The organism is Pseudomonas sp. 478 (genome assembly GCF_003254125.1).
Lineage (GTDB): Bacteria > Pseudomonadota > Gammaproteobacteria > Pseudomonadales > Pseudomonadaceae > Aquipseudomonas.
Genome location: NZ_QKZG01000001.1, coordinates 470531 through 494560, shown reverse-complemented (window position 1 = coordinate 494560; position 24030 = coordinate 470531). Strand labels below are relative to the sequence as shown.

Here is a 24030-nt window from a genome sequence, read left to right as displayed (position 1 = left end):
CAAACCCATCAACAAACAAATTAACCATCTGAATCTATTAAGCTCAGATTATCAGACCATAAACTTAACAGTATTAAATCAAACCGCCATCGGCGCGGTCATTGGGGCGTGGTGTTCGTAGCCTTCCAGCGAAAAATCGCTCGGCTCGATCAACTCCAGCCACTCCGGCTGATAAACACCGGTCTTGGCAAACTCAGGCACACGGTCGCTGATCACCAGTTTCGGCATCGGGAATGGCTCGCGCTTGAGCTGTTCATTCAGCATGTCCAAATGGTTTTCATAGACGTGGGCATCACCAATGAAATAGGTGAACCAGCGCGGCGTGTAGCCGGTCAGGCGACCGATCAAGCTCAGCAGCGCGGCGCCTTCGGTGAGGTTGAACGGCGTGCCCAGGCCCAAATCATTGGAGCGGATGTACAGAGTCAAAGAGATCTCTTTGGTCTCCACATTCGGGTGGAACTGGTACAGCAAGTGGCACGGCGGCAAGGCCATTTCATCAAGTTGGGCCACGTTCCAGCCGTGGAACAGGATGCGGCGGCTGCCCGGGTCTTTGATGATGGTGTCGACACACTGGCGGATCTGGTCGATCGCCTTGTACAGCACCACGTAAGCCTGGCCGTCTTCTTCGCCTTCGGCGATCTGGCGGTAGCCCTGATTCAGGGTCTGCTCGATGGCGGCCTGGTTGCTGACCGGGATCTGCTTGTATGCCGGCCATTTGCGCCATTGCACGCCGTAGATCTCGCCGAGGTCGTCCTCGCCCTGACGGAACGGGTTGGCCAGCCACTGGGCGTTTTCGTTGGCGTTCTGGTCCCAGACCTTGCAGCCCAGCGCACGGAACTCGGCGGCGTTGTTCACCCCGCGCAGAAAACCGCACATCTCGCCGATGGCTGATTTGAAGGCCATTTTTCGGGTGGTGATCGCCGGGAAACCTTCCTTCAGGTCATAACGCAGCATCGCGCCAGGGAAGCTGATGGTGTTCACGCCGGTGCGGTTGGCCTGTTTGGTGCCGTTCTTGATGACGTGGGCGACCAGTTCGAGATATTGCTTCATGAGTTACCTGTGTCCTTGAACCCGGGACCGTCGCCCCGGGGTTCGAATTTATACAGCCGCCGCTGGAGCCGCCGGTGCACGGTGATACGCCAGCCAGATCAGGTACAGACCGCCGACGATCATCGGTACGCACAGTACCTGACCCATGGTCAGCCAGTTCCAGGCCAGATAGCCCAGTTGCGCGTCCGGTACGCGGACGAATTCGACGATGAAACGGAAGATGCCATAGAACAGCGCGAACATCCCGGACACCGCCATGGTCGGCCGCGGCTTGCGCGAGAACAACCAGAGAATGGCGAACAGCGCCACGCCTTCGAGCGCGAACTGATAGAGCTGCGACGGGTGGCGCGCCAGTTGCGCCGGATCGGTCGGGAAGACCATCGCCCACGGCACATCGGTGGCCTTGCCCCACAACTCGGCGTTGATAAAGTTGCCGATACGTCCGGCGCCCAGACCGATCGGCACCATCGGTGCGACGAAGTCCATCAGCTGGAAGAACGACTTGCCGTTCTTTTTACCGAACCACAACGCGGCCAGCATCACACCGATGAACCCGCCGTGGAACGACATGCCGCCCTTCCACACTTCAAAGATCAACAACGGGTTGGCGATGTAAGCACTCAGATCGTAGAACAGCACATAGCCCAAGCGGCCGCCGACAATGACGCCCATCGACATCCAGAACACCATGTCGGAGAGCTTCTCTTTACTCCAGGTCGGGTCGAAGCGGTTCAACCGGCGCGACGCCAGCAGCCAGGCGCCGCCGATGCCGATCAGGTACATCAAGCCGTACCAGTGGATTTTCAGCGGACCGATGGCCAATGCCACCGGGTCGATCTGCGGGTAAGGCAGCATTGCGACTCCTCGTTAGAGTTGAAACCTTTAAAATTCCCGGGCGACGCTGTCACGCCAGGATTAAGCCAGGATTGCGCTGCGTCAGAGCAGGAAATTCAAGCCCACGCAGAACAGCAAAGCGGCGAACAGTCTTTTTAGCAACCTCGGCGACAGGCTGTGAGCCAGTCGTGCGCCAAGGCGGGCGAAGAACATGCTGGTCAGGGCAATCCCCAGCAGCGCCGGCAAATAAACAAAACCGAGACTATGGGCCGGCAACAATGGATCGTGCCAGCCCAGAATCATGAAAAATAATGCACTGGACAACGCAATCGGCAGGCCGCAGGCAGATGAAGTCGCCACGGCTTGCTGCATCGGTACGCTGCGCCAGGTCAGGAACGGCACCGTCAGCGAGCCGCCACCAATCCCGAAAATCGCCGAGGCCCAGCCAATCACACTGCCGGCCACGGTCAGACCGACTTTACCCGGCACCGTTCGACTGGCCTTGGGTTTGAAATCCAGTGCCAGTTGCGCAGCGATGACCAGGGCGAAGACGCCAATGATTTTCTGCAGGTTGGGCCCGGAGATCGCTTCAGCCGTCAGCGCGCCGAAACCGGCGCCGATGAGAATACCGAGGGTCATCCAGGCAAAAATCGGCCAACGTACGGCACCGCGGCGGTGATGCTCGCGGATCGCATTGACCGAGGTAAATATGATTGTCGCCAGGGACGTGCCGACCGCCAGGTGCGTGAGGATCGACGGATCGAACCCTTGCAGCTTGAAACTGTAGACCAGCACCGGAACGATAATGATCCCGCCGCCGACCCCGAACAGCCCGGCCAGCACACCTGCACAGGCGCCGAGCGCCAGATAGAGCAGAAATTCCATGCGCATCCCCAAATGAGAGCGGCATGGTAACGGATGCATGGCCTCAAGCTCCACTGGATGGCGATGGATACCCACACGATGACTGAGTAGAGTGGGCAGAAAACACACAAGGACTGCCTTATGTGCCTGATTGTTTTCGCTTGGCGGCCGGGTCACGCCCAGCCGCTGATCGTGGCGGCCAACCGCGACGAATTCTATGCCCGGCCCAGCCTGCCGCTGGCGCAATGGCCCGAAGCACCGCACGTGCATGCTGGTCGCGATCTGGAAGCCGGAGGCACCTGGCTCGGTGTTGGCGCCAATGGACGCTTCGCCGCGCTGACCAATATCCGCGATCCGCATCAGCCGCCCGCGCGCAAATCGCGAGGTGAACTGGTCGCGCGATTCCTGGCCGGCGACATGTCGATAGATGACTACTTGACGGACGTTGTCGGACGTTCACTGGAATATGCCGGATTTAACCTGCTGGTCGGCAATGCCAACGAACTGTGGCACTTCAATGCCCGAGAGACTGAGGCGGTGATGCTGCCACCAGGGGTTTATGGGTTGTCGAACGCCGGGCTGGATACGCCGTGGCCGAAACTGCTCAAAGCGCGGGCAGCGCTGGAGGAAGTGCTGGACGATCCGCAACCCCAGGCTTTATTGGCGTTGCTGAATGATCCGCAGACGGCACCCTTTGCCGAACTGCCGGATACCGGAGTCGGGTTGGCCACCGAGACGTTGCTGTCGAGTGTGTTTATTGCCAGTCCGACTTATGGGACGCGAGCGAGTACGGCGTTGATTGTTCAGGCGGATGGGACGCGGTGGATGGTGGAGCGGAGTTTTGGGCCGTATGGCGGGCATTTAGGGGAAGTTGAGATCAGGGTTTAGCGCTGTCAGGACTGACGCCTTCGCGAGCAAGCCCGCTCCCACAGGGGATTTGCGTCGATCACAAATCCCCTGTGGGAGCGGGCTTGCTCGCGAAGGGTCCGTCAGCGTTTAGAGGGTCTTGGCCGAAGCCGGATTAATCATCCGCGCCAACCCTAGGTTCTTCAGCGCCAGTTGCAGCGAGCTGTGGATAACTTGCGGGTTGTCGATGGTCATCAGCTCCGCGAGCAATTCCTTGGCCTTGCTCAGGTTGATCTGACGCAACATCCACTTCACTTTCGGCAAGTTGGTGGCGTTCATCGACAGGCTGTCGAAGCCCATCGCCATCAACAGCACTGCCGCCGCCGGGTCACCGGCCATCTCACCGCAGATACTCACTGGCTTGCCTTCGGCATGAGCGTCACGCACCACGCTCTGAAGGGCTTGCAGCACCGCTGGGTGCAGGTAGTCGTAGAGGTCGGCTACCCGCGGGTTGTTTCGGTCCACCGCCAACAGGTACTGGGTCAGGTCGTTGGAACCGACCGACAGGAAGTCCACTTGCCGCGCCAGTTCCTTGGTCTGATAAACCGCTGCCGGAATCTCGATCATCACGCCGATCGGCGGCATAGGCACGTCGCAGCCTTCGTCGCGGACTTCGCCCCAGGCCCGGTGAATCAGGTGCAGGGCTTCTTCCAGCTCGTGGGTGCCGGAAATCATCGGAAGCAGAATCCGCAGGTTGTTCAAGCCTTCGCTGGCCTTGAGCATGGCGCGGGTCTGCACCAGGAAAATTTCCGGGTGGTCGAGCGTGACGCGAATGCCGCGCCAGCCGAGGAACGGGTTGTCTTCCTTGATCGGGAAGTACGACAGCGATTTGTCGCCGCCGATGTCCAGGCTGCGCATGGTCACCGGTTGCGGGTGGAATGCAGCGAGTTGCTCGCGATAAATCGCCAGTTGCTCCTTTTCGCTTGGGAACCTCTGATTGATCATGAACGGCACTTCGGTGCGGTACAGACCGACGCCTTCAGCGCCACGCTTCTGCGCTCGCGCTACATCCGCCAGCAGGCCGGTGTTGACCCACAGCGGCATGCGGTGGCCATCGACGGTCACGCACGGCAAGTCCCGCAGTGCATCCAGCCCGAGGGCCAGTTGTTTCTCTTCCTCGACCACTTCGGCGAACTGCTTGCGCAGCACTTCGCTGGGGTTGGTGTAGACCTCGCCGTGGTAGCCGTCGACGATCATCTGGATGCCGTCGACCTTGGAATACGGCAAGTCGACCAGGCCCATCACCGTCGGGATACCCATGGCGCGCGCCAGGATCGCCACGTGGGAGTTGCCGGAACCGAGTACCGACACCAGACCGACCAGCTTGCCTTCCGGCACCTCGCCGAGCATTGCCGGCGTCAGTTCTTCGCTGATCAGGATGGTGTTGTCGGGGTAGACCAGGGTCTGTTGACGCTCTTCCTGCAAGTAAGCCAGCAAACGTCGACCGAGGTCCTTGACGTCCGAGGCGCGCTCACGCAGGTAGGCGTCGTCCATCAATTCGAAACGGTTGACGTGCTCGGCAACCACCTGACGCAACGCGCCCTGGGCCCACTGGCCAGTCTTGATCACGGTGGTTATTTCGCTGCCGAGCGAGGCATCGTCGAGCATCATCAGGTAAACATCGAACAGCGCGCGCTCTTCCGGGCGCAACTGGTTCGCCAGTTTGGCGGACAAGGCGCGCATGTCGGCGCGCACGCCTTCGATGGCAGTCTTGAACAGCGCGAGTTCGGCGGCGATGTCGGTAATGGTCTTGTCCGGCACCACGTCCAGATCGGCCGGCGGCAGCATGACCACCGCGGTACCGACCGCCGCACCCGGCGAACCCGGTACGCCGATGAACTTGGCTTCCTGGATGCCCTTGCCCTGACGGCCCAGCCCGCGGATCGAACCGGTGGCTTCGGCGTGGGCGATAACGCCGGCAAGCTGTGCGCTCATGGTCACGAGGAAGGCTTCTTCACCTTCATCGAACTGGCGGCGTTCCTTTTGCTGAATGACCAACACGCCGACGACGCGGCGGTGGTGAATGATCGGCGCCCCGAGGAACGAGGCGTAGCGTTCTTCACCGGTCTCGGCGAAGTAGCGATAGCGCGGGTGATCCGCGGCGTTTTCGAGGTTCAGGGGTTCTTCACGCGTGCCGACCAGGCCAACCAGACCTTCGTTGGGTGCCATGCTGACTTTGCCGATCGAGCGCTTGTTCAAGCCCTCGGTGGCCATCAGCACGAAACGGTTGGTTTCAGGGTCAAGCAAGTAGACCGAGCAGACCTGGCTGCCCATGGCCTCTTTGACGCGCAACACAATAATCCCCAACGCCGCCTTGAGATCCTTGGCGGAGTTAACTTCCTGGACGATCTTGCGCAGCGTATTGAGCATGGCTCGGGGTCGAACTCCGTCGTCAGTCGCGCGATAAAAGGCGCGGGGCAAGCTCTTTGAGAGCGCGTCGATACACTTCGCGCTTGAATGTCACCACCTGGCCCAACGGATACCAATAGCTGACCCAGCGCCAGCCATCGAATTCCGGTTTACCGGTCAAATCCATCCGCACCCGCTGCTCGTTGGAGACCAGGCGCAGGAGAAACCATTTCTGTTTCTGGCCGATGCACAGCGGTTGGCTGTGCGTGCGGACCAAACGTTGCGGCAAACGATAGCGCAACCAGCCCCGGGTGCAGGCGAGAATTTCAACATCTTCGCGCTCAAGCCCCACTTCTTCGTTCAACTCGCGGTACAAGGCGTCTTCCGGCGTCTCCTGGGGGTTGATCCCGCCCTGTGGAAACTGCCAGGCATCTTGATTGATACGGCGAGCCCATAGCACCTGTCCGGCATCATTCGTGAGAATGATCCCGACATTGGGGCGGAAACCATCGGGGTCGATCACGGCAACAACCTCGCAAACGCATGTCGCCGCATTGTTCCACAAAGGTTGTGATAGCAGCAACGAGCCGGCCTACCTTATGTGCACTCTTGTGAAAAGTCCGTATTCTGAACGCCTTTCTACAGACTTTTCAGCGAGTAACTGCAATGCGGCTGGCTTTATTCGACTTGGACAACACGCTCTTGGGCGGTGACAGTGACCACGCCTGGGGCGATTACCTGTGCGAACGCGGCTTCCTCGACGCCGTCGCCTACAAGGCACGCAACGACGAGTTCTATCAGGATTACCTGGCCGGCAAACTGGATAACGATGCCTACCTGAACTTCTGCCTGGAAGTGCTCGGCCGCACCGAGATGGCCACGCTGGATCAATGGCATCTGGATTACATGCGCGATTGCATTGAGCCGATTGTATTGCCCAAGGGTCTCGAACTGCTGGCCAAGCACCGCGAGGCGGGTGACAAGTTGGTGATCATCACCGCGACCAACCGTTTTGTTACCGGGCCGATTGCCCAGCGTCTGGGCGTCGAAACCCTGATCGCCACGGAATGTGAAATGGTTGATGGCCGCTACACCGGGCGCAGCACTGATGTTCCGTGCTTCCGGGAAGGCAAGGTCACCAGGCTGAGTCGTTGGCTGGAAGAGACCGGGCATTCGCTGGCAGACAGTTACTTCTACAGCGACTCGATGAATGATTTGGCGCTGCTTGAGCAAGTGGCCAATCCGGTTGCGGTCGATCCTGATCCAAATCTGCGCGCTGAAGCCGAGAAGCGTGGCTGGCCGGTAATTTCGTTGCGTGACTGATATCGCCTTCGCGAGCAAGCCCGCTCCCACACTGGACCTGTGATCGACACAAATCCCCCGTGGGAGCGGGCTTGCTCGCGAAGGGGCCGACTCGGTCCCAACCCTTAAACCGGCTTGGCGCCCATCAACCCAGCAATGGCGATAAAGCAGACAAAACTGAACAACGCCAAGGCAAAGGTAAATTTCCCATTGCCCGCAGCCGGCGCTTTACGCAGCCGATTCAGCCGCACCAGCAACCAGAACCAGCCCAACGCCGCGACGGTGTAAAGCACACTGGAAGCCAACAACCAGAGCTGCCCCAGCGGCCAGCCCACCAGATGCACCATCCACCAGCCGGTAAACGGCATGCTCAGCAGGGCCAGCCCCATCACCAGCCAGATAAACACTCGCGGCCGCTGCAATGTGCGCGCATGAGCCGTTGCGTCGCCGTTACGGCGCGTACGCCAGACCCAGATCGCCAGACCCAGCGCGCTGACCAGCAGCAACACCGTCGCCACCATATGAGCGACTTTCAGGGCGGTTAACGTTTCCATTGTTCGATCTCCTTATGGCCTGGCCATCAGCGTAGCCGCTCAGCCGAGAAACAGCTGATAGGCCGGGTTGTCGCTTTCGTCCCAGTACGGGTAGCCGATTTCTTCCAGCGCTGCGGGCACCAGATGGCGCTCATCGTGAGGCACTTGCAGGCCCGCGACCACACGACCATCCGCTGCGCCATGGTTGCGGTAATGGAACATCGAGATGTTCCAGCGTCCGCCGAGCTTGTTGAGGAAGTTGAACAGCGCACCCGGACGCTCCGGGAACTCAAAGCGCAGCACCACTTCATCGACCACGTGAACAGCACGTCCGCCGACCATATGACGAATGTGCAACTTGGCCAACTCGTTGTCGGTCAGGTCGAGCACCGGGAAACCCTGCTCGGTCAGGCTGGCAAGCAGCGCACTGCGCGGATCGTTTTCCGGGTGCGTCTGCACGCCGACAAAGATGTGCGCCTCGTTGCCGGTGTTGTAGCGATAGTTGAATTCGGTGATCTGGCGCTTGCCGATGGCTTCGCAGAACGCCTTGAAGCTCCCCGGTTTCTCGGGAATCGTCACGGCAATGATCGCTTCGCGGCCCTCGCCCAGTTCAGCACGCTCGGCGACGTGGCGCAGGCGGTCGAAATTAACGTTGGCACCAGAGTCGATGGCCACGAAGGTATGCCCGGTGACACCGCGTTGCTCGACGTACTTCTTGATCCCGGCCACGCCCAAGGCGCCGGCAGGTTCGGTGATCGAGCGGGTATCGTCGTAGATGTCCTTGATCGCCGCACAGATTTCATCGGTGCTGACGGTGATCACTTCATCGACATAATCTTTGCAGATGTCGAACGTGTGCTGACCAATCTGCGCCACGGCGACGCCGTCGGCGAAGAGGCCCACGGTCGGCAGGATCACACGCTCGCCAGCGGCCATGGCGGCTTGCAGGCAGTTGGAGTCGTCCGGCTCGACGCCGATGATTTTGATTTCAGGCCGCAGGTACTTCACGTACGCCGCGATCCCGGCGATCAATCCGCCACCACCCACCGGGACGAAGATCGCGTCCAGACGGCCAGGGTGCTGGCGCAGAATCTCCATCGCCACCGTGCCCTGCCCGGCAATGGTGTGGGGATCGTCGTAAGGGTGGATGTAGACGTAGCCTTTTTCGTCGACCAGTTTCAGCGAGTAGGCCAGGGCTTCCGGGAACGAATCCCCGTGCAGCACCACTTTGCCGCCGCGTGAACGCACGCCTTCGACTTTGATTTCCGGGGTGGTCTTGGGCATCACGATGGTCGCTTTCACGCCCAACACTTTCGCCGCCAGGGCCAGGCCTTGGGCGTGGTTGCCCGCGGAAGCAGTGACCACGCCACGAGCGCGCTCTTCATCGGAAAGCTGCGTGAGCTTGTTATAGGCGCCACGAATCTTGAACGAGAACACCGGCTGCAAGTCTTCGCGCTTGAGCCAAATACTGTTGCCCAGCCGCTCGGAGAGCTGGCGGGCAGTCTGCAATGGGGTTTCTACGGCAACGTCATAAACGCGCGAGGTGAGGATCTTTTTGACGTACTGTTCGAGCATCGGAAAGCATCACTGAGCGGGTTGGGCAGGGCCAAGGAGTCTAACCCGGCTTTCGACTGGGCGACCACACGAATCAAGAGGTTTTAGCCTTCGCAAACACCGCAGATCCATTGTGGCGAGGGGATTTATCCCCGTTGGAGTGCGAAGCGCTCCCCAGCATTCCCCCAGATACACCGCGCTCTCAGGTTTTACGACGGCTGCGCCGCCGAACGGGGATGAATCCCCTCGCCACAGGAGGTTTTAGCCCGGCATGGGGCTATAATGCCGGCCTTTCCGTTCTTCCCTTGCCCGCTTCGGAGCCCGCATGACCCAGGATCAACTCAAACAGGCAGTGGCTCAGGCCGCCGTCGACTTCATCCTCCCGAAACTCGACGACAAGAGCATCGTCGGGGTCGGCACCGGCTCCACCGCCAACTGCTTCATCGACGCACTGGCCAAGCACAAAGGTGCGTTCGACGGCGCGGTCGCCAGTTCCGAAGCCACCGCTGCCCGCCTCAAGGGCCACGGCATTCCGGTGTATGAGCTGAACACGGTCAGCGACCTGGAGTTCTACGTCGACGGCGCCGATGAAAGCGACGAACACCTGAACCTGATCAAGGGCGGCGGCGCAGCCCTGACCCGCGAGAAGATTGTGGCGGCTGTGGCCAAGACCTTCATCTGCATCGCCGACGCCAGCAAACTGGTGCCAGTGCTCGGTGCGTTCCCGCTGCCGGTGGAAGTGATCCCGATGGCCCGCAGCCATGTGGCCCGCGAGCTGGTGAAGCTCGGCGGCGACCCGGTCTACCGCGAAGGCGTGCTGACCGACAACGGCAACATCATCCTCGACGTGTTCAACATGCAGATCACCAACCCGGTGGAGCTGGAGACGCAGATCAATGCGATCGTCGGCGTGGTCACCAACGGTTTGTTCGCGGCACGTCCGGCGGATTTGCTGCTGCTGGGTACCAGCGAAGGCGTGAAAACCCTGCGCGCCCAGTAAGCCAAACACAAAACCCTTTGTGGGAGCGGGCTTGCTCGCGAATGCGGTGTGTCAGTCAATAGAGATGTCGACTGACACACCGCATTCGCGAGCAAGCCCGCTCCCACATTGGTTTTGGGGTGTTGGTCAGGGTTGTGCCGGTTTTTTGAAGACGTAGAACAGGTTCGGCTCGCTCACCAGGTACATCGTACCGTCGTCATCCATGGCGATCCCTTCCGCTTGCGGCACCGTCTTCTGCAACCCCTGACGCCCTTTGCTCAATGACAGGGTACTCAGCGGTCGCCCGTCCACATCGAGTTCCAGAATCAGCCGCGACTCATCCGACAACGCCAACAGATGGCCGCTGCGCTCGTCGTATTGCAGGCTCGACAGGTCTGTCACGAACATCCCGGCATCGCGCTTGGGGTTGTTCACTACGTGCACCGCGTAGGATTTTTCCGGGTTGTAATGGGGAAAGCCCTGCACTTCGTAGATCAGCATCGGGTCGCGCTCCTTGGCGACAAACAACCGCTTGCCCACCGAGTCGTAAGCCAGGCCTTCGAAGCCCTTGTTGCCGCTCATGTGCACGCCAAGGGTCATCTGCTCGGCATCCGCTGCATCAAGGAACGTTGTGTCGTTCTCCAGATGAATCTTGATCAGCCGCTGCTGACGTTCGTCAGTGATCACGTACGTGTCGGCGCTGATGAATTCCACGGCTTCCGGATCGCCAAACCCGATCAACGCAATGCGTCGAATTATCTGGCCGTCCAGCGACAGTTCGATCAGCTCTGAGTTTTTGTTGGTGACGGTGAACAGGCTTTTGCGCACCGGATCGAAGGTCAGCGCCGAAACATCGTTGTCCAGCCCAACAATGACTCGCGCCTCGACCGCTACCTGGTACTGATCCAGAGCGATGGACTGACCGTTCTCTGGCTGCCAAAGGGCGTGCAGGTTGAACCAGGCGCGCTCGAACAGGCGCAGGTTCTGGCCGGCCGCAACCAGCGCGATCAACGCAACGACCGACAGGATCAGAATCAGGGGTTTGGGGCGGGCAAGTCGGCGCATTCGGGCAAGTTCGGAATCAGGACGGGCGGATGAAATACCACGGCAGTCTGAATTGAAGCTTAATGGCCAGTGGCCGCGGTCCCGCAGGTGTACCCCAACAGGCGACCGCGCGCCACCCTCACGGCGGGCTTATTTCTGCTTTTCGAAGCGGTAGAACAGGTTCGGCTCGCTCACCAGGTACAGCGTGCCCGCCTCGTCCATGGTCACGCCTTCAGCGCGAGGAATGGTCTTCTTCAAACCATTGAAGCCGCCCAGCAAGGTCATGAAGCTGACCTGCTCGCCCTTCTCGTCCAGCTCCAGCAACAAGTGGGAGTCGGCAGACAGCACCAGGGTGTGACCGGTGCGGCGGTCGATGGCCAGGGCCGAGAGGTTGCGGATGTCCAGTGCATCACTGGTGAGTTTTTGCTTGTCGCCGGTGAGTGTCTGGCCATCGTTGCTTTTCCAGGAGAACAACGCCGGTGGACGCTCTTCACCCAGCAACATTTGCTGATTGCGCGAATCCCAGACAATGGCTTCGAACGCCTTATTCTGGTCTTTCGAAGGGCCGAGGTCGTATTTCGCAAAGTTGGCGATGTTCAGCTCGCGGGTGTTGGCGTCAACCTTGACGATGGAGAGCATGTGGTCGCGCTCGTCGACGATGGCCAGCAGACCGTTGCCCATCACGGTCACGCCTTCAGGATTGCTCCAGCCCACCAGCGGCATTTTGCGCAGCACGTCGCCCTGCAGTGTCAGCTCGACGAGGAACGGGTTCTTGCCCATGACCGAGAACAGGGTTTTGGTTTGAGGGTCGTAGGCCAGGTCCGACGCTTCGTCCTTCTCCATGCCCGGCAGCACCTTGGCATCGATCACTGCCCGGTAATCCGGCAGCCAGATGCTCTGCTGACGTTCGGCGGGGCTTTCGAAACGCTCGCGCAACCAGAGCACGCCACGGTCATCCCAATGCATGGCAAACGCAACGCCATACGCGGCGGCGGCCACCAGCAAAAGCCAGGAATACCAACGCATGACAAAGCGCGAGCGGCGGGCAGTTTTAAGCTTGGGCAGTGGTTGTTGGGTGACCATTGAGGGATGCGTTCCAGAAATTCAGGCTAAGGGTAATAGCACAATTGGGACCGGCCAAGACGCCGCAAGTCCCGGAATTATCCGGACGAGATGTGAAAAAAACGGGAAATGGCGGGATTGCCCTCTGCGGGCAGATGCGATTTCCAGGAAGGATCACAAACCAAAGTGGGAGCGGGCTTGCTCGCGAATGCGGTCTGTCATCCAACATTGATGTCGAATGACAGACCGCTATCGCGAGCAGGCTCGCTCCCACAGGGTTCAGCGGTGATCTGACTAGCGCACGCTACTCGTGAAGCTGCTGGCGCCTGGCAATTCCAGCACCAGTTCGTCACCGACATTCAGCGGGCCGACGCCAACCGGCGTACCCGTCAGGATCACGTCACCGGCCTGCAGCGAGAAGCAGCCGGCCATGTACTGGATCATCGGCACGATCGGGTTGAGCATCGCGCTGCTGTTGCCATCCTGGCGCACTTCGCCGTTGATGGTCAGGCGGATGCCGATGTCGGTCAGGTCAGCGAATGTGCTGCCGGACACGAATGGCGCAATCACCGCCGCACCGTCAAAGGACTTGGCGATTTCCCACGGCAGGCCCTTGGCTTTCAGCTCGGCCTGCTTGTCGCGCAGGGTCAGGTCCAGGGCCGGGGCGAAGCCGGAGATTGCATCAAGCACTTCTTCACGGCTCGGTTTGGTCGACAAAGGTTTGCCGATCAACACCGCGATTTCCGCTTCGTAATGCACCGAACCACGCTCGGTCGGAATGCTGAAACCACCCTCCAGCGGCACGACGCAACTGCCCGGTTTAATGAACAGCAGCGGTTCTGTAGGCACCGGGTTGTCCAGTTCCTTGGCGTGTTCGGCGTAGTTACGGCCAATGCACACCACTTTCCCCAGTGGGAAGTGAATACGCGTACCGTCGACATACTGGTGCTGATAGCTCATTACCGACTCCTGATTCGTGCTCTTAACGTTCGAAAATCAAACAGCGAAGATCTTGCCCGGGTTCATGATGCCGTTCGGATCGAACACCGCTTTGACCGCTTTCATGTACTCGATCTCGACCGGCGAGCGGCTATAGGTCAAATAATCACGCTTGGTCATGCCCACGCCGTGTTCGGCGGAAATCGAACCGTTGTACTTCTCGACGGTTTCGAACACCCACTTGTTGACGGTCGCGCACTTGGCGAAGAACTCATCCTTGCTCAGGTTTTCCGGCTTGAGGATGTTCAAGTGCAGGTTGCCGTCACCGATATGGCCGAACCAGACGATTTCGAAATCCGGGTAGTGTTCGCCGACGATCGCGTCGATTTCCTTCAGGAACGCCGGGACTTTCGACACAGTGACCGAAATGTCGTTCTTGTACGGCGTCCAGTGGGAAATGGTCTCGGAGATGTATTCGCGCAGCTTCCAGAGGTTCTGCAGCTGGGTTTCGCTCTGGCTCATCACGCCGTCCAGCACCCAGCCCTGCTCAACGCAGTGCTCGAAGGTTTCCAGGGCGTGGTTGGCCACTTCTTCGGTGGTCGCTTCGAATTCCAGCAGCGCGTAGAACGGGCAATCTGTTTCGAAAGGTGCCGGTACGTCGCCCCGGCCCATGACCTTGGCCAACGCTTTATCGGAGAAGAATTCGAAGGCGGTCAGGTCGAGCTTGCTCTGGAACGCGTGCAGCACCGGCATGATCGAGTCGAAATCGGCAGTGCCGAGGACCATGGCGGTGAGGTTTTTCGGCGCGCGGTCCAAACGCATGGTGGCTTCGACCACGAAACCTAGGGTGCCTTCAGCGCCGATGAACAGCTGGCGCAGGTCGTAACCGGTGGCGTTCTTGATCAGGTCTTTGTTCAGTTCCAGCAGATCGCCTTTGCCGGTGACCACTTTCATGCCAGCGACCCAGTTACGGGTCATGCCGTAGCGAATCACCTTGATCCCGCCGGCATTGGTGCCGATATTGCCGCCAATCTGGCTCGAACCTGCCGAAGCGAAATCCACCGGGTAGTACAGGCCTTTATCTTCGGCGACGTTCTGCAGGTGTTCGGTGACCACCCCCGGCTGGCAGACCGCGGTGCGGTCGGTCATGTTCACGTCGAGGATCTGGTTCATGTAGTCGAAGGACACAACGACTTCGCCATTGGCGGCCACGGCAGCGGCGGACAGCCCGGTGCGACCGCCCGACGGCACCAGCGCAACTTTGTGCTCATTGGCCCAACGGACAATGGCCTGGACCTGCTCGGTGGTCTTGGGGAACACGATGGCGGTCGGGGCCGGGGCGAAATGCTTGGTCCAATCCTTACCGTAAGCATTCAGGGAGTCGGCATCGGTCAGCACCTTGCCAGGCTCAACCAGGGTCTTCAGCTCTTCAATCAGGGCAGGATTGGTCATCGACAGAACTCTCGAACAATTCATGGTCATCCTGAGAACGCTTCACGTCGCAGGAATGAGTGTTTAGCGGGGTGCATATGCTAGCATACCGACCCCGCAGGATAGTGCCCAACGGCTATTCTGTGGCGACGGCTTTCCTGCCGTCCGGGTCAGCGTCTGCTGGCTATTTCCTGCCATTTTTCTCCGGGATACAGGTTTACGCAGATGAGCAAGACTTCTCTCGATAAGAGCAAGATCAAGTTCCTTCTTCTCGAAGGCGTCCACCAATCGGCTGTCGACGTCCTCAAGTCGGCGGGCTACACCAGCATCGAGTACCTCACAGGTTCTCTGCCGGAAGCCCAGCTGAAGGAAAAGATCGCTGATGCGCACTTCATCGGCATTCGCTCGCGCACTCAACTGACCGAAGAAATCTTCGATCACGCGAAGAAACTGGTCGCTGTCGGCTGTTTCTGCATCGGCACCAACCAGGTTGACCTTAATGCTGCCCGCGAACGCGGCATCGCAGTGTTCAACGCTCCGTACTCCAACACTCGCTCCGTTGCCGAGCTGGTGCTGGCCGAAGCGATCCTGTTGCTGCGCGGCATCCCAGAGAAGAACGCTTCCTGCCACCGTGGCGGCTGGATCAAGAGCGCGGCCAACTCCTTCGAGATCCGTGGCAAGAAGCTCGGCATCGTCGGTTATGGCTCGATCGGTACTCAACTTTCGGTTCTGGCGGAAGGCCTGGGCATGCAGGTGTACTTCTACGACACCGTGACCAAGCTGCCTTTGGGCAACGCCACTCAGGTCGGTAACCTGACCGAGCTGCTGGGCATGTCCGACATCGTCACCCTCCACGTTCCGGAAACCGCTGCGACCCAGTGGATGATCGGCGAGAAAGAAATCCGTGCGATCAAGAAGGGCGGCATCCTGATCAACGCGGCTCGCGGCACTGTAGTTGAACTGCAAGCGCTGGCGGACGCGATCAAGGACAAGCACCTGATCGGCGCTGCCATCGACGTCTTCCCGGTGGAGCCACGCTCCAACGAAGAAGAGTTCGAAAGCCCGCTGCGTGGCCTGGACAACGTGATCCTGACCCCGCACATCGGCGGTTCCACCGCTGAAGCGCAAGCCAACATCGGTCTGGAAGTGGCAGAAAAACTGGTCAAGTACAGCGACAACGGTACCTCGGTATCGTCGGTGAACTTCCCGGAAGTGGCCCTGCCGGCTCACCCTGGCAAGCACCGTCTGCTGCACATCCACGAGAACATTCCGGGTGTGATGAGCGAGATCAACAAGGTCTTCGCCGAAAACGGCATCAACATTTCCGGTCAGTTCCTGCAGACCAACGAGAAAGTCGGCTACGTCGTGATCGACGTCGACGCCGAGTACTCGGAAATGGCGCAAGAGAAGCTGCAGCACATCAACGGCACCATTCGTTGCCGCGTGTTGTTCTGATAGTGACTTGAGTGACAAAAAAAGGAGACCTTCGGGTCTCCTTTTTCATGGGCGCGACTAACGCTACTTAACGTTGACGGTGATTTTTTCCGACACGATCGGCGGATCGAACGGCATGTGGCCGCTATCGCCCAGTTCCAGCTGCAAGGTGTGCTTGCCCGGCGTCAGCTTGACTTCAGCCTGGGTCTGCGCCTTGCCGAAGTGCAAATGGTTGGCATCGTTGGGGATCGGCGCACCGGCGGCAGGCAGTTTGTCGACATCGATCAGCAGGTGGTGATGGCCGGTGTTCTTGGTGACATCGCCCGCTGGCGCCAGCGCAATGTTCTTGACAGCGAACTTGACGACGACGGTTTGCGGTACCGTGGCTCCGTCCGCTGGAGAAACGATGGACACTTCTGCACCTTTGGGAGCCGGTGTAGCAGCCGTTGCCAGCATCGAAGCACCCATCAACAGGCCAGCCAATGCTGCTCGTGACATAAAGGTTTTCATTTTCTTCTCCAGTTTTTTCGTAAAATCCGCGTGGCCATGACAACTTCACGGCCATTCGTTGTCGAAGGCTCTCGACAACCATAGCAAAGCGAGCCTGAACAGAGCGTCGCGATAATGAATTCAAAGGAGTGACCATGCGTTTTCTGCCTGGCCTGATCTGTCTGCTACCCCTTCTGAGCCCTTTGGCTCATGCCGAACTGATTGACGATGTAAACGACCGAGGCGAATTGCGTATTGCCCTTGAGGCTAATACACCGCGCTTCAATTTCAAGGAAGACGGCCAACTCTCCGGCTTCGAAGTCGAGTTGGGGCAACTGCTGGCTAACGAACTGGATGTGCGGGCCGACTTCGTCGTTACCGATTCCGACGACCTGTTGACCGGTGTCGAAAGCGGTAAATATGACATCGCCATCAACCACATAGCAGTGACCCCGGACCTCAAGGATCGTTTCGATTTCAGCGAACCTTACATTCACACTGATGCGCAATTGATCGCGCAGAAGGAAGAGCCACGTTCGATTCTGCTGGTGCAGTCGCTGACGGAAGAGAAGCCAAAGGCTGGCCCGGCAGTGAGCCTGGCGATTCCGTTTCAGAAAGGTAACCCGGCGTTTCATGCCAGCCTGGAAAACGCGCTGCAGCGGATCAAGGCGGATGGGCGATTGGAGGCACTGGAACAGAAGTGGTTGGGAGCGGATGCGAGTGTGGCGCCCAAGCCTTGATCAGCTGGAAATAGATCAATTCATGGCGATCCAATGTGGGAGCGGGCTTGCTCGCGAAGGCGGGGCGTCAGTCGACATCAATGTTGCCTGACACTCCGCCTTCGCGAGCAAGCCCGCTCCCACATTAGTTTTGTGTTGGCCGTCAGACCAAGGTTGCCAGGACTGCCGCCGCTTGCGGCAACTCGAGCTCACTGAAGACCTGCACACCATGGCGCTTGAGCAATGCGGCAGTCACGCCTTCGCCACTCACCTTCACCCCACTGAACGTCCCGTCATAGGTCAACAGATTCCCGCAAGACGGGCTGTTGGCCTTGAGCACGGCAATGCGGATGCCGTGCTTTTGCACCAGTTCCAGCGCCTGATAAGCCCCCGAGAGAAACTCGGCGCTGACATCGTCGCCCTCGGTGGTGATCACTGAGGCGTGGCCATCCAGCACTTCAGCGCCCTGCCCGCCCGGAATCTCGGCAGCTGCCCGCGGCGTCGGCAAGCCACCGGCCACCTCCGGACACAACGGCACCACCCGACCTTCATCAAGCCACTGCTGAAGCTGATCGAACGGTCCACTGGCCCCGCCGTCATAACGTACGCGGTGCCCCAGCAGACAGCGGCTAACCAGAATTTTTTGCATGATCAGAACGGCTCATTGCCACGCCGCCGGAACCAGCCGGTCAACGACAGGCGATCACGGTTCGCGGGCAGGACTTCGTGGGGCACTTCACCCGACAGGAACACCACCAGGCATCCGCCGGTGGGCACCACATCATGTTCGACGCTTTCATCCAGGTACATCCGCAACTGGCCGCCGTATTCGGGCAGCCAGGCGTCATTGAGATAGACCACCGCCGACACCATGCGCCGGTCGTCGTCGCGGAAACGGTCGACATGCCTGAGGTAGAACGCGCCGGGCGGGTACAGCGCGAAATGGCTTTCGAAATCTTCCAGGCCCAGAAACAAACCGCGATTCATCGCCTCGCGCAGGCTGTCCATCAAATCCAGATAGCTGTCGCACACCAACGCCTGGCCGGGCTCGATCCACTGGATATGGTCGCCGCGAATCCCCTCGCGAATCCCGGATGTCGACCCGCGCCCTACGGCGGCCGGGGCCAATTCGCCCTCGGCAGCACGTTTACGGCACTCAGCCGCCAGTTCCCGGGTCAGACCCAGAGGAAGGAAAACATTCTGCTGCGACCAGCCATGTTCGGCCAGGTCGTCGACGATACGTAACAGCAGCGGGTGATCAGAGGGTATTCGCATGCCGCGCATAGTATTCCTGTGCCTGAAAATCCGACAGAGCCGCGCAGCGGGTTGATACGAATTCTCGACAAGGACGAATGCCACACGGAGAATAGTCGCCTGCTGACAGGAGTCCCTATGCGCCGTTTGCTTTTTTCACTGTTGATGTTCTGTGTATTGCCCGCTTGGGCAGACGGCCACGACCAGTTGTACAAGGTCGCCGGTTGGCCAGAACAACGCGCGCATTTCAACGACGCTCTCTCGGCGGCTCAGCAGCGATACCAGAACAGCCTGCCGCCGGCAGTGTTCCAGGCGCTGGTGAATAACAGCAATCAGCGCTTTGCCCCCCAGGCCGTCGACCAACGCGCCGAAGCGCAATTGCGCAAGACCCTCGCCGATCCGAAACCTGCGCTGACATTCTTTCAGTCCCCCCTTGGCAAGAAAATCGTGGCCGCCGAATTGCTCGCGACCCGTCGCGATCAGCTGGCAAAAAACGCCAAGGGTTTGCCCAAGGTCCAGGCCAGCGACAGCCGCCTGCTGATCATCGGCCATCTGGCCCAGGCCTTGCCCGCTCGCGAAGCCGGCGCTGAAGTCAGCCTGGCGATTGCCGGCGTCGCGGCCGACAGCCTCAGTTCGATGATCCCCGGCCTGCTCGGCGGTGGTCAGGCGCAAGGCATGTTGAATGGTCAGCGTCAGCGCTTGATGGACCAGATCGGCAACGACCTTAACAACACGCTGTTGTATGTCTATCGCGACCTGTCGGATGAAGAACTGGAAGAGTTCGCGACCTTCGCCGAGTCCACCGAGGGCAAGGCTTATTACCAGGCAGCCTTGGCGGCGATTCGCGCGGGGTTGGCGGTGGGGCAGGACACTTCAAGTCTTCGCCAGTAATTTTTAGCGCCTGCAAGGGCCCTTTCGCGAGCAAGCCCGCTCCCACATTAGATCTCCAGCGAACACTGATTTTGTGTACGGCAGCGATCAACTGTGGGAGCGGGCTTGCTCGCGAAGAGGCCAGCACAAACGCTAAAGATTCCGCCCCTTGATCCGCTTGGTCAAAAACCCGAAATACTCCCGCCGCAACGCCAGCGTCTCATTCGCCAGGTGATGCCGCGCCTCAGGCAACATCAGCACCTGCGGCCGATCGAACTTGCCCCGCAACACTTCAAGGTTATGCTCCCAATCCACGGTCATGTCCGCCTGCCCCTGCACAATCAGCGGTCGCCGCATGCTGTACGGTGCGGCTTCGATGTGCTTGATCCAGCGCGCCAACGCACCGACCCAGGCGGTCGGCAAACGGAGCGGCTGCAACGGGTCCGCTAGCAGGAAGGGCAGAAAATCCGGGTCGTTGGAGTTCTCGCTGAAGCGCCGGGCAATCGCTTTGACGAAAGGCTTGAGCAGGTAATAGCTGAGTTGCGACCAGCCCCAGGCCCGTGGCCTTACCAACGGCGACAGCAAGATGACCTGGCCCTGGGCCGGACTGCTGGCGCCCTGATTGAGCACATGATCGATCACGATCGCGCCGCCCGTGCTTTGCCCGCACAGGTGCCACGGCTGCGGCAGATCGAGGGATTGCGCCTCGGCGAACAATCCTTGCAGCGTGTCCTGATACTCGGTGAAATCCTTGATGCTGGCCCGTTCGCCACTCGACAGTCCGTGCCCCGGCAGGTCGCAGGCAATTACCGCAAAATTCTGATCCAGCGCCCACTCGATCACATGCCGGTAGAGCCCGGTGTGATCGTAATAACCGTGGAACAAAAACAGCGTCGCCTTCGCCCGCTCGGGCCACCAGACCTGACTGACCACGTCATAACCATCGACCGCAAAACGCCCAAGGCCAGTGCGCACGTTGCGCCCCGCAAAATCCAGCCTGTAGAAATGCTGGTAAGCCAGCGCTTCCTCCGACAGCGGCTGCCAGTCGGCCAGCGGCCGCAGGCTGGCACGCAGATGATCGGAGTCGAAAGTGGCAGACATGAGCAATTCCAGAACGCGAAACAGACTTTATGGGCCTGCGATATTCATCTGTTGGGGCAAGCATGGCAAGCTAGCGCACCTTCGAGGACTGAAATCCATGCGTTCGCCCTACCGCGCCACACTGCTTGCCAGCCTGCTCGCCCTCGTGTGTGCCGGTTTGCTGTGGGCTGCCTACGACTGGTTTCAGGGGCGCTACTTGCGAGCGTTCAGCGAGCACACCGCCGTGTTCTCCGGCGACCCGCTGCGCCTGCCCGACAACCTCGCCGGCCCCGGCGCCATCCGCCTCGTGCACTTCTGGGACCCGGCCTGCCCGTGCAACGTCGGTAACCAACAACACCTGAGCGAACTGGTTGAGCACTACGCACCGCAAGGCGTGGAGTTTTATGCGGTACAAAAACCTGGCAGCCACGGTCAGTTGCCGAACACCTTAAGCCGCCTGAAAAGCATCGCCGTCCTGCCAGGTTCCGAACAGATTCCCGCGAGCCCGGCCGTGGCGATCTGGGATCGCAGCGGCAAACTGGCGTATTTCGGCCCGTACAGCGAAGGCCTGACCTGCAATTCGAACAACAGCTTTATTGAGCCGATTCTGCAAGCTTTGAGCGAAGGTCGCGCGGTGAATGCGACGCACACACTGGCCGTGGGTTGTTACTGCCCGTGGCCTGTCGACGCAGTGAAGCAAGGCTGACAGGAGACGCGAATCCCTCCTAAGTGCGATGGCCATGGCGGCAAGCCGTGTTAAACAGTGGCGCCAGGGAACTGCTGCCACGGATAACAACAAGGAATCACCATGAAACGTAGCCTGACCGTTCTCGCCCTGCTGATTGTTGCGCTCGCCGCAGGTGCAGGCGGGTACGTCTACAGCAAGCAGCCGACACGCCAAGGCATGGTGGAACTGCAACACCTGCAAGGTTCGGTCACCGTGCGCTACGACGAGCGCGGCATCCCGCACATCCGCGCCGAGAACGAAACCGACCTGTACCGCGCCCTCGGCTACGTGCACGCCCAGGATCGGCTGTTTCAGATGGAAGTCCTGCGTCGCCTCGCCCGCGGTGAGCTGGCCGAGGTACTGGGCCCGAAACTGCTCGACACCGACAAGCTGATGCGCAGCCTGCGCATTCGCGAACGCGCCGACACCTACCTTACGAACATGGACAAACAGTCGCCAGCCTTTATCGCCATGCAAGCCTATCTGGATGGCATCAACCAGTATCAGGACGGTCATTCAAAACCTGCGGAGTTTGATGTACTGGGCATCCCCAAACGCCCCTTCACCGCCGTGGACACCATCAGCATCGCCGGTTACATGGCCTACAGTTTTGCCGCAGCGTTTCGCACCGAACCGTTGCTGACCTACGTGCGCGATCAGTTGGGCGCCAACTACCTGAACGTTTTCGATCTCGACTGGCAGCCCAAGGGCGTGCTGGCGAAAAATCGCAGCGCTGCCATGCCACCTCTCGCCAGTACCGACTGGAAAGACCTCAACGCCCTCGCCCGTCTCAGCGAGCAGGCACTGGCCGACAACGGCTTGCCGCAGTTCGAGGGCAGCAACGCCTGGGCCGTCTCCGGCAGTCGGACCAAAAGCGGCAAACCGCTGTTGGCCGGCGACCCGCATATCCGATTTTCCGCGCCGTCGGTGTGGTATGAAGCGCAGCTCTCGGCGCCGGGTTTCGAGCTCTACGGCCACTATCAGGCATTGATGCCGTTCGCCTCCCTCGGGATGAACCACGACTTCGGCTGGAGCATCACCATGTTCCAGAACGACGACCTCGATCTGATCGCCGAAAAGGTCAACCCGGACAACCCCAATCAGGTCTGGTATCGCGGCAAGTGGGTGGACATGCTGACCAGCGAACAACAGATCGCGGTCAAGGGCCAGGCACCGGTAACACTGGTGCTGCGCCAGTCGCCCCACGGTCCGATCGTCAACGATGCGCTGGGCAGCGGCGTCGGCAAAACGCCGATCGCCATGTGGTGGGGGTTTCTCGAAAGCCAGAATCCGATCCTTGAGGGCTTCTACCAGCTCAACCGCGCCGACACCCTGGCCAAGGCGCGCAGTGCCTGCGCAAAGATCCAGGCGCCGGGCCTGAACATCGTCTGGGCCAACGCCAAGGGCGACATCGGCTGGTGGGCGGCGGCGCAATTGCCAAAACGTCCGGCGGGTGTGCGTCCGGGGTTCATCCTCGATGGCAGCACCGCCGACGCGGACAAGGAAGGTTTCTACCCGTTCAGCGCCAACCCACAGGAAGAGAACCCGGCACGCGGTTACATCGTCTCGGCCAACTTCCAGCCGGTGTCGCCGACCGGCATGGAGATTCCCGGTTACTACAACCTGGCCGATCGAGGTCAGCAGCTCAATCGCCAGCTCAGCGACAAAACCATCAAGTGGGATCTGGACGCCAGCCAGAAGCTGCAACTGGGCACCACCACCGCTTACGGCCCGCGCTTGCTGGCGCCGTTGCTGCCCGTACTGCGTGAAGTGGTGAGCGATCCCGCCGAACTCAAACTGGTTGAGCAACTGGCCCAATGGCAAGGCGACTACCCGCTCGACTCCACTAGCGCCACGCTGTTCAACCAGTTCCTGTTCAACCTGGCTGACGCGACGATGCACGATGAGCTGGGCAATGACTTCTTCGAGACGTTGCTGTCGACCCGGGTGATTGATTCCGCACTGCCGCGCCTGGCCGCGACTGCCGATTCACCGTGGTGGGACAACCGCAACACCCTCGGCAAGGAGACCCGCGCCGATACGGTCAAGGTTGCGTGGCAGGCGAGCATCGCGCATCTCAAGACCACCCTCGGCGGCGATTTCGCGCAATGGCAGTGGGGCAAGGCGCACACGCTGACCCATGGCCATCCGCTGGGGCAGCAAAAGCCGCTGGACCGGATCTTCAATGTTGGCCCGTTCGCGGCACCCGGCACCCATGAAGTACCGAACAACCTCTCAGCCAAAATCGGCCCGGCGCCTTGGCCAGTAACTTATGGTCCCTCGACGCGGCGCCTGATCGACTTCGCCGACCCCACCCACAGCCTGACCGTCAACCCGGTTGGCCAGAGTGGCGTACCGTTCGACAGCCACTATGACGATCAGGCTGAAGCGTATATCGAAGGGATTTACTACCAGGCGCATCTCAACGACGAAGAAGTCACGGCCAACACCCGCAGTACGTTGAAGCTGTTGCCGGCGCGGTCAGGGCAATAGATTTGTGTTGACCGGGCTGACGCCTTCGCGAGCAAGCCCGCTCCCACATTGAACCGTGTCTGCCTGGGTAACTCGGTCAACTGTGGGAGCGGGCTTGCTCGCGAAGAGGCCCTGAAA

Annotated in this window: 23 protein-coding genes; 8 read left to right on the top strand and 15 right to left on the bottom strand. The window is 60.0% G+C overall.

Going from position 1 to position 24030, the window contains the following annotated elements:
* Window positions 1-78: 78 nt before the first annotated feature.
* The 3 genes from DFS28_RS02415 to DFS28_RS02405 form a co-directional block, all read right to left on the bottom strand.
* Complete coding sequence (locus DFS28_RS02415; RefSeq protein ID WP_111448410.1) at window positions 79-1050, bottom strand: thymidylate synthase; 972 nt, start codon at window positions 1048-1050, stop codon at window positions 79-81.
* A 48-nt stretch (window positions 1051-1098) separates the two neighbouring features.
* The gene (lgt, locus tag DFS28_RS02410; protein WP_111448409.1) at window positions 1099-1905 is read right to left on the bottom strand and encodes a prolipoprotein diacylglyceryl transferase; all 807 of its coding nucleotides are present in this window, start codon (window positions 1903-1905) and stop codon (window positions 1099-1101) included.
* 81 nt (window positions 1906-1986) lie between these two features.
* Window positions 1987-2769, bottom strand: a complete 783-nt coding sequence (locus DFS28_RS02405; protein WP_033053392.1) for a sulfite exporter TauE/SafE family protein — start codon at window positions 2767-2769, stop codon at window positions 1987-1989.
* A gap of 120 nt (window positions 2770-2889) precedes the next feature.
* Between DFS28_RS02405 and DFS28_RS02400 the strand changes: the two genes are divergently transcribed.
* Entirely contained in the window at window positions 2890-3636 is a 747-nt protein-coding gene (locus tag DFS28_RS02400; RefSeq protein ID WP_111448408.1) for an NRDE family protein, read from the top strand.
* A 108-nt stretch (window positions 3637-3744) separates the two neighbouring features.
* On the opposite strand, the gene ptsP is transcribed toward DFS28_RS02400, so the two are convergent.
* Entirely contained in the window at window positions 3745-6024 is a 2280-nt protein-coding gene (gene ptsP / locus DFS28_RS02395; RefSeq protein WP_111448407.1) for a phosphoenolpyruvate--protein phosphotransferase, read from the bottom strand.
* 22 nt (window positions 6025-6046) lie between these two features.
* Entirely contained in the window at window positions 6047-6526 is a 480-nt protein-coding gene (locus tag DFS28_RS02390; RefSeq protein ID WP_008150514.1) for an RNA pyrophosphohydrolase, read from the bottom strand.
* Between the two features lie 143 nt (window positions 6527-6669).
* Here DFS28_RS02390 and DFS28_RS02385 point away from each other — a divergent pair, with 143 nt between their 5' ends.
* On the top strand, window positions 6670-7326 hold the full coding sequence (locus DFS28_RS02385) for an HAD family phosphatase (RefSeq protein ID WP_111448406.1): 657 nt from the start codon (window positions 6670-6672) through the stop codon (window positions 7324-7326).
* 104 nt (window positions 7327-7430) lie between these two features.
* On the opposite strand, the gene DFS28_RS02380 is transcribed toward DFS28_RS02385, so the two are convergent.
* Both DFS28_RS02380 and ilvA read right to left on the bottom strand, forming a co-directional pair.
* Window positions 7431-7859 (bottom strand): DUF2269 domain-containing protein, encoded by a 429-nt coding sequence (locus DFS28_RS02380; RefSeq protein ID WP_111448405.1) that lies wholly within the window; start codon window positions 7857-7859, stop codon window positions 7431-7433.
* A 39-nt stretch (window positions 7860-7898) separates the two neighbouring features.
* Window positions 7899-9413 carry a threonine ammonia-lyase, biosynthetic gene (gene ilvA / locus DFS28_RS02375; RefSeq protein ID WP_111448404.1) on the bottom strand — a complete coding sequence of 505 codons (1515 nt, stop codon included), beginning with the start codon at window positions 9411-9413 and terminating at the stop codon, window positions 7899-7901.
* A gap of 304 nt (window positions 9414-9717) precedes the next feature.
* Here ilvA and rpiA point away from each other — a divergent pair, with 304 nt between their 5' ends.
* Entirely contained in the window at window positions 9718-10392 is a 675-nt protein-coding gene (gene rpiA, locus DFS28_RS02370; RefSeq protein WP_111448403.1) for a ribose-5-phosphate isomerase RpiA, read from the top strand.
* A 126-nt stretch (window positions 10393-10518) separates the two neighbouring features.
* Here the strand turns inward: rpiA and DFS28_RS02365 are convergent, their stop codons facing one another.
* From DFS28_RS02365 to DFS28_RS02345, 4 genes are all read right to left on the bottom strand, one after another.
* Window positions 10519-11436 (bottom strand): SdiA-regulated domain-containing protein, encoded by a 918-nt coding sequence (locus DFS28_RS02365; protein WP_111448402.1) that lies wholly within the window; start codon window positions 11434-11436, stop codon window positions 10519-10521.
* Window positions 11437-11565: 129 nt separating this feature from the next.
* Window positions 11566-12498, bottom strand: a complete 933-nt coding sequence (locus tag DFS28_RS02360) for an SdiA-regulated domain-containing protein (RefSeq protein ID WP_111448401.1) — start codon at window positions 12496-12498, stop codon at window positions 11566-11568.
* A 273-nt stretch (window positions 12499-12771) separates the two neighbouring features.
* Window positions 12772-13437: a fumarylacetoacetate hydrolase family protein gene (locus DFS28_RS02350; RefSeq protein ID WP_111448400.1), complete on the bottom strand. Its 666-nt coding sequence runs from the start codon at window positions 13435-13437 to the stop codon at window positions 12772-12774.
* A 36-nt stretch (window positions 13438-13473) separates the two neighbouring features.
* Window positions 13474-14868, bottom strand: a complete 1395-nt coding sequence (locus tag DFS28_RS02345; protein WP_033053391.1) for an FAD-binding oxidoreductase — start codon at window positions 14866-14868, stop codon at window positions 13474-13476.
* 204 nt (window positions 14869-15072) lie between these two features.
* On the opposite strand from DFS28_RS02345, the gene serA reads away from it, so the two are divergent.
* Complete coding sequence (gene serA, locus DFS28_RS02340; protein ID WP_008150498.1) at window positions 15073-16302, top strand: phosphoglycerate dehydrogenase; 1230 nt, start codon at window positions 15073-15075, stop codon at window positions 16300-16302.
* 63 nt (window positions 16303-16365) lie between these two features.
* On the opposite strand, the gene DFS28_RS02335 is transcribed toward serA, so the two are convergent.
* Window positions 16366-16791, bottom strand: a complete 426-nt coding sequence (locus DFS28_RS02335) for a DUF4399 domain-containing protein (protein ID WP_111448399.1) — start codon at window positions 16789-16791, stop codon at window positions 16366-16368.
* Window positions 16792-16925: 134 nt separating this feature from the next.
* Between DFS28_RS02335 and DFS28_RS02330 the strand changes: the two genes are divergently transcribed.
* Entirely contained in the window at window positions 16926-17510 is a 585-nt protein-coding gene (locus DFS28_RS02330; protein ID WP_111448398.1) for a transporter substrate-binding domain-containing protein, read from the top strand.
* Between the two features lie 142 nt (window positions 17511-17652).
* Here the strand turns inward: DFS28_RS02330 and DFS28_RS02320 are convergent, their stop codons facing one another.
* Complete coding sequence (locus tag DFS28_RS02320) at window positions 17653-18138, bottom strand: DUF523 domain-containing protein (RefSeq protein WP_111448397.1); 486 nt, start codon at window positions 18136-18138, stop codon at window positions 17653-17655.
* Window positions 18139-18140: 2 nt separating this feature from the next.
* Window positions 18141-18773: a 2OG-Fe(II) oxygenase gene (locus DFS28_RS02315; RefSeq protein WP_111448396.1), complete on the bottom strand. Its 633-nt coding sequence runs from the start codon at window positions 18771-18773 to the stop codon at window positions 18141-18143.
* A gap of 108 nt (window positions 18774-18881) precedes the next feature.
* Here DFS28_RS02315 and DFS28_RS02310 point away from each other — a divergent pair, with 108 nt between their 5' ends.
* Window positions 18882-19634, top strand: coding sequence for a DUF2059 domain-containing protein (locus DFS28_RS02310; RefSeq protein WP_111448395.1), 753 nt, complete (start codon window positions 18882-18884; stop codon window positions 19632-19634).
* Between the two features lie 132 nt (window positions 19635-19766).
* Here DFS28_RS02310 and DFS28_RS02305 read toward each other — a convergent pair whose 3' ends face one another.
* Window positions 19767-20714 (bottom strand): alpha/beta hydrolase, encoded by a 948-nt coding sequence (locus DFS28_RS02305; protein WP_111448394.1) that lies wholly within the window; start codon window positions 20712-20714, stop codon window positions 19767-19769.
* Between the two features lie 97 nt (window positions 20715-20811).
* Between DFS28_RS02305 and DFS28_RS02300 the strand changes: the two genes are divergently transcribed.
* Together DFS28_RS02300 and DFS28_RS02295 are read left to right on the top strand one after the other, a co-directional pair.
* Window positions 20812-21399 carry a DUF6436 domain-containing protein gene (locus DFS28_RS02300; RefSeq protein ID WP_111448393.1) on the top strand — a complete coding sequence of 196 codons (588 nt, stop codon included), beginning with the start codon at window positions 20812-20814 and terminating at the stop codon, window positions 21397-21399.
* Between the two features lie 102 nt (window positions 21400-21501).
* The gene (locus DFS28_RS02295) at window positions 21502-23913 is read left to right on the top strand and encodes a penicillin acylase family protein (protein WP_111448392.1); all 2412 of its coding nucleotides are present in this window, start codon (window positions 21502-21504) and stop codon (window positions 23911-23913) included.
* Window positions 23914-24030: the final 117 nt, after the last annotated feature.